Annotated in this window: 10 protein-coding genes; 2 read left to right on the forward strand and 8 right to left on the reverse strand. The window is 74.6% G+C overall.

Annotation, left to right across the window (positions count from 1 at the left end):
- Window positions 1-129 precede the first annotated feature (129 nt).
- Together ACFE60_RS13950 and ACFE60_RS13955 are read right to left on the reverse strand one after the other, a co-directional pair.
- Complete coding sequence (locus tag ACFE60_RS13950; protein WP_375389469.1) at window positions 130-2112, reverse strand: LGFP repeat-containing protein; 1983 nt, start codon at window positions 2110-2112, stop codon at window positions 130-132.
- A complete protein-coding gene (locus tag ACFE60_RS13955; protein WP_375389470.1) occupies window positions 2109-2624 on the reverse strand; it encodes a hypothetical protein in 516 nt (171 codons plus the stop codon). Before ACFE60_RS13955 ends, ACFE60_RS13950 begins: the two co-directional genes overlap by 4 nt.
- Window positions 2625-2836: 212 nt before the next feature.
- On the opposite strand from ACFE60_RS13955, the gene ACFE60_RS13960 reads away from it, so the two are divergent.
- Window positions 2837-4945 (forward strand): DUF6541 family protein, encoded by a 2109-nt coding sequence (locus ACFE60_RS13960; RefSeq protein ID WP_375389471.1) that lies wholly within the window; start codon window positions 2837-2839, stop codon window positions 4943-4945.
- Here ACFE60_RS13960 and ACFE60_RS13965 read toward each other — a convergent pair.
- The 4 genes from ACFE60_RS13965 to ACFE60_RS13980 form a co-directional block, all read right to left on the reverse strand.
- On the reverse strand, window positions 4939-6075 hold the full coding sequence (locus tag ACFE60_RS13965; RefSeq protein WP_375389472.1) for a hypothetical protein: 1137 nt from the start codon (window positions 6073-6075) through the stop codon (window positions 4939-4941). The two genes, ACFE60_RS13960 and ACFE60_RS13965, sit on opposite strands and share 7 nt — an antisense overlap.
- A gap of 53 nt (window positions 6076-6128) precedes the next feature.
- Window positions 6129-7508 (reverse strand): LCP family protein, encoded by a 1380-nt coding sequence (locus ACFE60_RS13970; RefSeq protein ID WP_375389473.1) that lies wholly within the window; start codon window positions 7506-7508, stop codon window positions 6129-6131.
- 49 nt (window positions 7509-7557) lie between these two features.
- On the reverse strand, window positions 7558-8025 hold the full coding sequence (purE, locus tag ACFE60_RS13975; protein WP_375389478.1) for a 5-(carboxyamino)imidazole ribonucleotide mutase: 468 nt from the start codon (window positions 8023-8025) through the stop codon (window positions 7558-7560).
- Between the two features lie 65 nt (window positions 8026-8090).
- Window positions 8091-9200: a 5-(carboxyamino)imidazole ribonucleotide synthase gene (locus tag ACFE60_RS13980; RefSeq protein ID WP_375389474.1), complete on the reverse strand. Its 1110-nt coding sequence runs from the start codon at window positions 9198-9200 to the stop codon at window positions 8091-8093.
- Between the two features lie 149 nt (window positions 9201-9349).
- Here ACFE60_RS13980 and ACFE60_RS13985 point away from each other — a divergent pair, with 149 nt between their 5' ends.
- Window positions 9350-9823 (forward strand): GtrA family protein, encoded by a 474-nt coding sequence (locus ACFE60_RS13985; protein WP_375389475.1) that lies wholly within the window; start codon window positions 9350-9352, stop codon window positions 9821-9823.
- A gap of 130 nt (window positions 9824-9953) precedes the next feature.
- On the opposite strand, the gene ACFE60_RS13990 is transcribed toward ACFE60_RS13985, so the two are convergent.
- Both ACFE60_RS13990 and ACFE60_RS13995 read right to left on the reverse strand, forming a co-directional pair.
- Window positions 9954-10454 carry a PH domain-containing protein gene (locus ACFE60_RS13990; RefSeq protein WP_375389476.1) on the reverse strand — a complete coding sequence of 167 codons (501 nt, stop codon included), beginning with the start codon at window positions 10452-10454 and terminating at the stop codon, window positions 9954-9956.
- A 33-nt stretch (window positions 10455-10487) separates the two neighbouring features.
- Window positions 10488-11079, reverse strand: a 592-nt coding sequence (locus ACFE60_RS13995; protein ID WP_375389477.1) for a biotin--[acetyl-CoA-carboxylase] ligase, incomplete at its 5' end; no start/stop codon positions are given.

Genomic DNA, 11079 nt, shown 5'->3' on the forward strand with positions numbered 1-11079 from the left:
GGGTCACCTGGCCCTCGCATCCGGGTCCTGCGGCGCCGTGGCGCACGGCTGCACGAGTGTAACCATGCCCTGGATCTCCCGGGCGCGCAGCCGTCGTCTCCGGTGAGTCGCCACGGAGGGCCTCGACGGTCACCTCGAGCTCGCCTTCGCGCCGCCCTCGGCGGTCCAGCTGATCGAGCCGTGCTGGAAGGTCTGCACCGTCACGCCCTTCACGTTCTTGGCGTTGGAGGTGGGCCAGCCGAGGGTGCCCCCGGTGCCGTCCTTCGCGAGGTACTTCTCGAGGATCGCGCCGAGCACGGCCACCGTGCCGACCTTCGACGAGTAGATGCGGCCGCCCTGGAACACGGCGGAGTTCCCGCCGATCCCGTGCTTGTCGTTCGCGCTGAGGATCAGCCAGCCGAGCGAGCCGGTGGTGCCGCCGCGCTGGTTGTACAGCGTGAGCGCCTTGCCGTTCGCGATGGCGTGCACCCCGGTGGTGGCGCCGAAGTAGACGGTGCCGCCGGTGAACCGCTGCACGTACCCGCCACCCGCGGCCGACGACTTGATCAGCACGCTCGACGGCCAGCCGAGCACGCCGGACGGGCCGGCGTGGGACAGGTAGTTCAGCCCGATCGGGCCGGTGATGGAGGTGGTCGTGCCGCCCCGCACCGTGACGGCGCCGGTCGTGAAGCTCTGCACCGTGCCCTTGGTGCCGCCGGACGTGACCGTCGCGATCGCGGAGGTCGGCCAGCCGAGCGTGCCGGTCTGCGCGCCGCGCTTCAGCCACATCGCCAGCGTGCTGCCGGTGAGGGTGGTGGTCGTGCCGGCGGCGGAGGTGATCCGGCCGCCGGTGAACGCCTGCACGGTGCCGCCGCTGCCGGTGACCGCGTCGCCGGTCGGGTAGCCGAGCGACCCGAGCTCGCCGCCGCTCGAGGCGTACTTCGCGGCGACGGGCGCGAGCACCGCGGCGGTCCCGGCCGACGAGACGTAGACGGTGCCGCTGCGGAAGGACTGGGTCGTGCCGGCGGAGGCGCCGGTGCGCACGGCCTGCTCCTTGCGCGGGAAGCCGAGCGGCCCCGCCGGCCCGCCGAGCGCGGTGTACTTCGTCAGCATCGAGCCCAGCCGCACGCCGAAGGTGCCGCTGGACGAGGTGAGCAGCATGCCCTTCTCGAAGCGCTGGTACGTGCCTCCGGGAGCCGCGGTGGCGTTGCCGACCGGGTCGCCGTAGGTGGCCTTGTGCTTGGTCCAGTACGTCTTGATCGCGCCGGTCACCGTGTAGTGGGTCGAGCCGAACCAGCTCGTGAAGTACAGGTAGAAGTTGCGGTTGCCGTAGGAGGAGCACGAGTTGCCGATGCCCCAGCCGGCCGCGAGCGACGCCGCGTTGGGCTGGTACGGCGTGTAGTAGTAGAGGCTCGCGGTGGCCTTGTTCTGGATCGTGATGGTGCGCGCGCCGCAGGTGGCGTTCGGGTGGTACAGCACGCCGCCAGCGCGGCCGACGGGGAACCAGTTGTAGACCGACGAGTAGGCGGTGCCCGCGCCGGTGCCGGCCGGCATCGTGTAGCGGACCAGCCAGTAGGCGACGCCGTACAGCTGGTTGAACAGGCCGTACTTCGAGGGGTCGCACGCGGCGGTGTCCGGGCAGCCGAGCCCGGTGGCCTTGCGGTAGATCAGCGCGACCGTCTCGCCGGAGTAGGGCGTGCGCCCGGTGACGAGCGTCTGCTCCTTCTGCAGCATGACGAGCATCACCTGCGGGTTCACGTCGCAGGCCGCGGCGACCGCGGCGATCACCTGCGCGGCGGTCTGGCTCTGCTTCCCGCCGACCGCCCGGCACATCGGGTTCGCGGCCATGGCGGGCATGTCCACCTTCACCGACTTCAGGCAGGTGGCGCCGGCGGCGCAGGTCGGCTGCTTGCCGTTCAGGAAGGTCTGGATCTGCGCGGCGGTCATGGTCGCGCTGTTGTACATGACCCCGTTCGAGATGATGTCGGCCGGGTCGAACGAGTCGAGCACGGCGGCCTTCGCGGCCTGCTCGGTCGCGGCGGTGAGGCCGACGCCCGTCGCGACGAGGGCCAGGCCCGCGAGCACGGCGAGCAGGCCGCGCAGGCGGGCGCGGCGCCGGGTGCGGGCGCTCAAGGGACCTGGACCGTGCGGACGGCGGAGGCGCCCGCGGACTTCTCGGAGGAGTAGCGCACGCGGACCTGCCACGTGCCGGAGGCGAGGCCGTCGATCGCGACGGCCTGGCAGCCGGTGTACGACGAGGCCGCGACCCCCGGCCCGGTCTCGGTGCGCGTGGTGGAGCCGGAGGTCAGCTGCACCGTGCAGGTGCCGCCGCTCTCGATGACGTTCGGCACGATCGCGGAGACGTCGAGCGCCTTCGCGCCGGTGTCCCAGTCCGCGGTCGTGATGAAGGGGACGACGGCCGTCCGCGTGTCGGACGGCGAGGTCGGGTCCCCCGTCGCGACGGGCGTGATCGTCGGTGCCGGCGCCGACGCGACGGTGGCCGTCGGGGTCGCCGACGGGATCGACGGGTCGAGCACGGGGCCGCTCGCGGACGCCCCCGGCCCGGGGGTCACCCCGAGGGCCGAGCAGCCCGTCAGGACGGCGGCGACGCCGAGCACCAGCCATGCGGCGCCTCCGGCGCGCACGGTACGGATCCTGTCGCGTTCCCCCACCGGACCACGGTAAGCACGGGGAGGCGTCCTGCCGGGGGTCGCGGCGGCGTGTCCGAGGACCCCAGTCCTGGTGGCGGACGGATCCGCGGGCCCCGCGACCCGCTGCCCGGTCCGTGCGAATGCCCTGGTCGTTCCCGCGGTGCGCGCCTCCTGCGCGCGACACCTCCGTTACCGTCGTGCACGAGATGTCCTGGACCGCAGTGGGCCCGCCGGTCGCCGTCGTCCTGGCCGCCGTCTTCCTCCCCGGCCTCGCGCTGGCCGCTGCGGCGCGCCTGCGCGGCATCGCGGCGCTCGGGGTCGCGGGTCCGCTCGGCTACGCCGTGATCGGGATCACCGGCGTCGTCGCGGGCGCGCTCGGGGTGCCGTTCGGCTGGCCGGCGATCCTCGCGCTGACCGCGGTGCTCGTCGTGCTGGTCGTCGCGGTGCGGACGGCGCTGCGCGCGGCGGGGCATCCGCTGCCCGCGTGGGACACCTGGCGGCCCGGCTCGTGGCTGCCGGTCCTCGGCGGCGCGGTCGTGGCGTCCCTCGCCGTGACGGTGGTCGCCTTCGCGTTCGTCCCCTCGCCCGACCGCATCACGCAGACCTACGACACCGTCTTCCACCTGAACGCGGCGGCGTCGATCGTCGGCACCGGGGACGCGTCGAGCCTGCACCTCTACCGGCTGACCCACCCGGGCAAGCAGCTGGCGTTCTACCCGGCCGTCTGGCACAGCCTGACCGCGCTCGCGTCGATGACCACCGGCGTGGACATCCCGATCGCGGCGAACGCGACCTGGATCGGCACCGCTGGCCCGGTGTTCTCGCTCACCAGCGCATTCGCCTGCGCCGTGCTGCTCGGCCGCACCGGCCTGCGCCGGGACGACGCGGCGCCCGTGCAGCGCGTGCTCGTCGCGACCGTCGGCGCGGTGCTCGCCTCCACGTTCGTCGCGTTCCCGTACCTGCTGCTCAACTTCGGGACGCTCTACCCGAACGGCCTCGCCTACACGACCCTGCCGGCGGGCGTCGCCCTGGTCGCCGCCCTGCTGCACTTCCCGCAGTCGGCGCCCTGGCGGCCGGAAGCCGCGCCCTTCCGCCTCCGCACCGTCCTGCTGCTCGGGGGTTGGCTGGCCGGAGCCGCGTTCTCGCACCCGCGGTCGCTCGTCGCGATCCTGGTGCTCTGCACGCCGCTGGCGGTGGCGTGGTTCGCGGCGCGGATGACCGCGCTCGCCGCGACCGGGGAGCGCGGTCGCCGCCGCGCCCGGATCACCTGGGCGCTGCTCGTCGTCGCCTCCGCCGTGCTCGTCGTGCTCGCCGTGCTGTTCGTGCTGCACTACTACGACGTGGGCACGCGGCCGATCGCCGACCACCTGAACGGCGGGCCCGCCCGGGCCCGGGAGACGTTCCCGCAGGCGCTGCTGCAGGGCCTGCTCGCCACCAGCCTCGTCGCGCCGGCGCAGACGGCGCTGCCGCCGTCGCTGCTGCTCGCGATCGTGGCGCTCGTCGGGCTGATCGCGGCGGCGCTGCGGCCCGGCCTGCGGTGGCTGGTCGTGACCTACCTCGCGCTGGTGCTGCTGTACGCCTTCGCGGCCGGCAGCGACAGCGACCTCGCGAAGATCGCCACGGGGCTGTGGGACAAGGACAAGTTCCGTGTTGTCGCCATCCTGCCGACGATCGGCGTGCCGCTGGTGGCCTGGACGATCTGCGCGGGCGGCGCGGAGCTGGTCGGCACGCTGCGCAGCCGCACCGCGCGCCGCGCGGATCCCGCGCCGCGCACGGTCGTGATCGCCACGGCCGCCGTCACCGCGCTCGTCGCGGTGCTGACCTGGACCGGGCCGGCGCTCGGCGGCGTCAGCGCCGCGATGGGGTCGGTGTTCGCGCTCCCGGAGACGCAGAAGAAGGGGCTGCTGCTCGACGCGGACGAGCAGCAGCTGCTGGAGGAGGTCGGCCGGTTCGTGCCGAAGGGCGAGCTGATCGCGGGCAACCCCTGGAACGGGTCGGCGCTGGCGTGGGCGCTCGGCGGCCGGCAGACGCTGTTCCCGCACCTCGGCGGCTACTGGACGACGGACGGCCGCATCGTCCGCCGCCACCTGGACGACTGGGCGACGAACGCCCGCGTGTGCCCGGCGGTCCGGCGGCTGGGCGTGCGGTGGGTGATCACCGATCCGGGTCACCTGGCCGGCGATCGGAAGGCGTCCTCCCGCTTCGACCCCGTCGACGACGTGGCGCGCACCGACGGCGTGCGGCTGGTGGCGAGCTCGGGCTCGGCGCGGCTGTTCCGCCTGACGGCCTGCTGGCCGGGCGGCCCGACTCAGTAGATGAAGGCCTGCACGAGCGTGATGACCAGCTGCGTGGTGCGCGCCAGGATCAGCCCGACCAGGTAGATCACCGCCGCGACCGCCCAGAAGCGGTTCACGGTGAGCAGCCACTTCGCGCCGCGGTACGCCATCGCGGTGATCAGCGGCGTCGCGGCCGCGAGGATCGGCAGGTTCGGCAGCACGAACACGCCGCCGCCCGACAGCCCCCACCACATCGAGCTGAAGATCATCGTGAACCCGGCAGCCCAGAGGCCGGCCGGGAAGCGGCGCAGGACCCGCAGGACCGCGGGACCCCGCTCGCCGTGCTGCGGGATCGCGAAGTACCGGTACACCCCGATCAGCGCCGTGATGAACAGGAACATCGCGAGGCTGAAGGTCATGAGCGCCGGGAAGTGCCAGGAGGCGAACAGCAGCCGGTCCTGCTCGAGCCAGGGCACGAGCGGGTGCGGGCGGAACTCCGCCACGAACTCGGCCGCACGGGCCGCCCACCCGGCCGGCCCGAGCCGCGCGACCCAGAGCAGCTGCATCAGCGCGGCCGCCGCGGCCCACACGCCGGCGAACGCGGCGATCGCCCGTCCGCGGGGGGCGCGCAGGTCCTCCGGCGGCGTCAGGGCGATCCCGATCAGGAAGGCGGGCAGCGCGAGCGCCGAGACGGCGAAGAAGCCGCTCGCGACGCCGACGAGCGCGGCGACGAGCAGGCGCCTGCGGGGCAGCAGCGCGAACCCGGCGGCGAGCAGCGCCGCCGCGATCCACCCGCCCTCCGCGGTCGGCGGGCCGTAGACGGGGTCGAGCGGGTCGGACCGCAGGTCGAGCGCCAGCACGGCGAGCATCGCTCCGAAGCCGGCCCAGCGCCCGGCGGCGCGGCGGCCGATCACGAACAGCGACCCGAGCAGCAGCGCGTGGAACGGCAGTACCAGCGCGCGCGCGACCTCCACCGGCAGCGGGACGAGGGCGAGGTTCCGCGCCTCCGTGGCCGTGACGGGGGCGAGCGCGGCGACCGCGACGAAGATCGTGAGGTGCACCGCCAGCAGCAGCGAGACGGTCACGACGAAGAGGACGTCGATCGGCCCGGTGTGCCGCTCGGACGTCACGAAGACGTCCGCGACGCGCCTCCGGGTGATCAGGGTCACCGCGGCAGGCTAACCGGCCGCCCGCCGGGAGCCGTGGACCGCGGGCGGCGATCTCAGCGCAGCGCCCGCTGGACCGTCGCGTGGATCGCCGTCCAGTCGGGGTGCGTCGGGTCCTGCACGCGCGGCGGCGTGAACTCGATCGTCCTCGCCTGCTGCGACCGCGCCTGCACCGCGGCGCCGCCGATCACGCCGAGCAGCGCCTGCGGCAGATCGGTGGAGACCGTGCTCGAGCCCGCCGCCGCGACGTCGTCGAACCGCGTGAGCAGGGTGACCGGGTTCATCTGGTGCAGCATCGCCGCCTGCAGCTGCCGCTGCCGCAGCATCCGGTCGTAGTCGCCTGCGGCCGAGCCGTAGCGGGACCGCGCGAACCACAGCGCCTTGTCGCCGTCGAGGTGCCGGGTGCCCTTCTCGATCCACACCTTCACGCCGGTCAGGCGCCCGTTCACGATGTGCCCGCCGACGGGGAGGCGGTCCTTCACCGTGACCGTGACGCCGCCCATCGCGTCGATCAGGTCGTCGAAGGAGCCCATGTCGACGAGGACGTAGTACTGGATGGGGATGCCGAGCGCACCCTCGACCGCCTCCCTGGTCGCCTCGATCCCGGCGCTCGAGTGGTCGCGCACCGCGTCGGGGTAGCGGGCCGACTCCTTGAGCTGCGCCTCGGTGTAGATCGAGTTCAGCTGACAGACGTCGACGTTGCACCGGCCGCCCGCGCCGTAGCCGTCCGGGTACAGCGCCTTCATCGGCGACCCGTCCGCGAAGGGGATCCGGTCGAGGTCCCGTGGCAGGCCGAACGTGACCATGTCGCCCGTCAGCACGTTCAGGCTCACCACGGAGACGCTGTCGGGGCGCAGGCCCGACCGGCCGGCGCCGGCGTCGCCGCCGAGCAGCAGGATGTTGTACCGGCCGTCCGCGGGCGGCTCGACGCGGGAGGCGGCGAAGACGTCGCCGATCGTGGACCGCGCGACGCCGGACGCCCAGGCGCCCCACCCGGCGCCGCCGACGCCGGCGACGAGCGCCGCGGCGAGCACCCCGGCGAGGACGGCCCGGCCGATCGGGGGGACGCGCACGAGGCGCAGCAGCCGCGCGGTGTCGAGCGTCACCACGACCCACCACGCCGCCCAGGCGACCAGCAGCGCCTGCAGCAGCGTCAGGCCGAGCGCGTTCGTGGGCAGCGTGAGCACCGCCTGCGGCAGGACGAGCAGGGACAGCCCGGAGAGGAGCAGCGCCGCCCAGCCGAGCAGCCAGAGCGCCAGCCCGAACCGGCCGAGGCGGCGGCTGCCCGCGAGCACCTGCGCGCTGCCGGGGACCAGCAGGTGCAGCCCGGTGAGCCAGGCCGCGCGCCGGGTCATCAGGCGCGCGTCGAGCGGGTCCGGCGAGCGCAGCGGCGACCCCCCGGGCGCCTCCGGCCGCGTCAGTCGCCTTCCCCGCATCGCAGCAGGGTAGACACCGCCGGTCAGGAGCGCTCGCGACCGGCGCGGTTCAGGCGCCTGCCCGCAGGGCGGCGTCCTTCGCCGCGACGAGCCGCTCGAGCTCGAGCGCGTAGTCCGCGAGGGCGGCGGCGAGCGACGAGTCGGCGGTGCCGAGGATGCGCACCGCGAGCAGGCCTGCGTTGGCCGCGTTCCCGATCGCGACGGTCGCGACCGGCACCCCGGTCGGCATCTGCACGATCGACAGCAGGGAGTCGAGCCCGTCGAGGGTCTTCAGCACGACCGGCACCCCGATCACGGGCAGCGTCGTCGCGGCGGCGAGCATGCCGGGCAGGTGCGCTGCGCCGCCCGCACCGGCGATCACGACCTTGAGACCGCGACCCGCGGCGGCCTGCCCCCAGTCGAGCATCGCGCGGGGCGTGCGGTGCGCGGAGAGCACCCGGGCCTCGTAGGGCACGCCGAAGCGGTCGAGCAGCTCCGCGGCCGCCCGCATCGTGGGCCAGTCGGAGTCGCTGCCCATCGCGATGCCGACGACCGGTGCCTCCGCGTGCTCCACGGCGCCGATCGTACCGGCGGCCCTGGACGTCAGTCCTGGAGGAGGGTGACCGCCGCGCGGGCCGCGTACACGGCGTCGTCGAGGTCGTCGCCCGTCGCCGTGACGTGCCCGATCTTCCTGCCGGGCCGCGGCGCCTTGCCGTACAGGTGCAGCTTCGCGGCGGGCTGGTCGGCCATCGCGCGCGGCACCCGGGCGTCGAGGTCGCCGTCCGCGGGACCGCCCAGCAGGTTCACCATCGCGCTCCACGGCGCCCTGGCGGACGGGTCGCCGAGCGGCAGGTCGAGCACCGCGCGCAGGTGCTGCTCGAACTGGCTGGTCACGGCGCCGTCGATGGTCCAGTGCCCGGAGTTGTGCGGGCGCATGGCCAGCTCGTTCACGAGCACCCGCTCGTCCTCGGTCTCGAACAGCTCGACCGCGAGCACGCCCGTGACGTCGAGCGCGCCCGCGAGCGTGTGCGCGATCTCGCGCGCCACCCGTTCGACGCGGGCGCTCGTGCGCGGGGCCGGCGCGAACACCTCGCGGCAGACGCCGTCGCCCTGCACGGTCTCGACCAGCGGCCAGACGGCGACGTCGCCGGAGGGGCGGCGCGCGACGAGCTGCGCCAGCTCACGGCGGAACGGGACCAGCTCCTCCGCCAGCAGCGGGCCGTCCGCGAACCAGTCGTCTGCCGCGTGGGCCTCGCGCACCACCCGCACGCCGTGCCCGTCGTAGCCCCCGCGGGGCGTCTTCACCACCGCGGCGCCGCCGGCGCTGCCGAGGAACGCGCCGAGCCCGGCGGCGTCCTCCACCCCCGCCCAGGCTGGCTGCGGGACGCCGAGCGCGGCCAGCCGCTCGCGCAGCACCAGCTTGTCCTGGGCGTGCAGCAGCGCCTCCGGCCCCGGTCGCACCGCGACGCCGGCGTCGACGAGCGCGCGCAGCACCTGTTGCGGCACGTGCTCGTGGTCGAAGGTGACGACGTCCACGCCGCGCGCGAAGGCGAGCACGGTCGCCGCGTCCGTGTGGTCGCCGACCGCCGTCACCGCGATGCGCGCGGACGACTCCGCCGACTCCCCCAGCACGGCGATGTCGATGCCGAGCTCGACCGCCGCCGGCACCATCATCCGGGCGAGCTGCCCCCCACCGATCACCCCGACGCGCACGTGCCGCTCCTTCCGCTCGCCCGCTGCGATCCGCTCCGGGTCCTCTTGCCGTCCCGCCAGCAGGCCGCGGCCCCGAGCCGACCCCGCATGACCTATTCTTCGCGACGTCCGAGCGGACGGCCAGCGATCGTGGGAGGCAGGAGCAGCGTATGCGCGCCCTCGTGGACCACGCACTCGTGCGGCAGCTGACGAAGTTCGCGCTGGTCGGCGGCGTCGGCTTCGTGGTCGACGTCGTGTCCTACAACCTGCTGCGCCTCACCCCGGCGTTCGGCGGCAGCCCGATCAAGGCGGCGGTGATCTCCACGACGCTGGCGATCGCCGCGAACTGGATCGGCAACCGGTACTGGACCTTCGGCCCGCACCGCAGCACGAGGGGCGCGCTCGAGGCGGTCGAGTTCCTGGCCGTGAGCCTGCTCGGCATGCTCGTCGCGCTCGGCTGCCTCGCCGTGTCGCACTACGTGCTCGGCTTCCGCAGCGTGCTGGCGGACAACATCTCGAAGCAGGTCGTGGGGCTCGTGCTCGGGTCCGCGATCCGCTTCCTGCTGTACCGGCACTGGGTGTACCACCCGGCGCGACGGAACCGGGTCGCGCGGCGCGAGGAGGCGCGCGCGTCCGTCGAGTAGCGCGGGCTGGGGCGCCGGTCTCGCGTGCAGGACGTGGTGCCGCGTGCAGGACGGGCGTGGCCGATCGGTCCTGCACCCCGCACGCGGTCCTGCACCCCGCACGCCGGCGTCCGGCGGCGGGCGTGGCGGGTCAGGCGGAGGAGGGCGCCGCGCGGTCGATCAGCTCGGTGAGGGCCCGGTGCACCAGGCGGGCCCTCGGCACGTCGTGCAGGGTCAGCCGCCCCTCGCTGCTCGTGACGGTCACGTCGCCGCTGCCGGTGAGCAGCTGCAGCGGGTTGCGGTGCAGCGCGACCTCGGAGGCGCGGCCGAGCGGGAACTCCCGGCGCTGCCGGACGAAGAAGCCCTCGGTCAGGATGAGCCGCTTCGTGGTGATGATCGTCACCCGGTTCAGCCAGCGGACCAGCGGCAGCAGGGACAGCAGCAGCGCGAGCCCCGCGGCGACGAACGGGAACCCCGTGTTCAGCCACGCGACGGGGAAGCTGTCCCACCAGTAGCCCGTGCCGAAGCAGATCGCGACGAAGAACAGCGCGGGCCACACGAGGCGCCTGCCCGACCGGCGCAGGCGCACGACGACCTGCTCCGGCGCCTCCCGCTGGGGAGGGACGGACGTGGGGCGTCGCTCCGTGCGCACGCGCGTAGCACCTCCGACCCCGACGGACACGCGCTATTCATACCGCAGGTGCTCGACATCGCCCGTGGCGCACGCCGTGGTGCCGCGCCCCGGTCCGAGGACGACGATGCGGCCCGCTTCGTCGATGTCGACAGCCTGCCCCATGATCGGCCCGTCCGGCAGGGTCACCCGCACCTGTCGCCCGATCGTGTCCGAGACCGCGAGCACGGCCGCCCGCAGGCCGCTGCGCTGCGGGTCGCCCCCCGCCTCCTCCAGCGCCCCGACGAGCGCGAGCAGCCGGCGCAGGTAGGCGGCGACGAGCACGTCCGCGTCCGTCGGTCCGCCCTCGAGCGCCAGCGACGTCGCGGTCGGCACCGGCAGGGCGTCCCGCGGCGTGGCGTGGTTCAGGCCGGCGCCGATCACCACGCCGCCGCGGCGTCCTGCGGCGCTCGGAGGGGCGGTCAGCGCTTCCGCGAGCACGCCGCAGACCTTCCTGCCGCCGATCAGCACGTCGTTCGGCCACTTGGCGGCCGCCGCCACACCGAGGCCCCGCAGCGCCTGCGTCATCGCGGCGCCCGCGGCGAGCGACAGCCAGCCGAGCCGCTCGCGCGGCACGTCGGGCCGGAGGGGCACGGAGATCGCGAGC

The organism is uncultured Amnibacterium sp., assembly GCF_964245895.1.
Classification (GTDB): domain Bacteria; phylum Actinomycetota; class Actinomycetes; order Actinomycetales; family Microbacteriaceae; genus Amnibacterium.

What these genes read in the sequence shown, in the direction of transcription:
- ACFE60_RS13960 (WP_375389471.1), top strand. Translation starts at nt 2,837, where the DNA reads ATGTCCTGGACCGCAGTGGGCCCGCCGGTCGCCGTCGTCCTGGCCGCC.
- ACFE60_RS13970 (WP_375389473.1), bottom strand. Translation starts at nt 7,508, where the DNA reads ATGCGGGGAAGGCGACTGACGCGGCCGGAGGCGCCCGGGGGGTCGCCG.
- purE (WP_375389478.1), bottom strand. Translation starts at nt 8,025, where the DNA reads ATGGGCAGCGACTCCGACTGGCCCACGATGCGGGCGGCCGCGGAGCTG.
- ACFE60_RS13985 (WP_375389475.1), top strand. Translation starts at nt 9,350, where the DNA reads ATGCGCGCCCTCGTGGACCACGCACTCGTGCGGCAGCTGACGAAGTTC.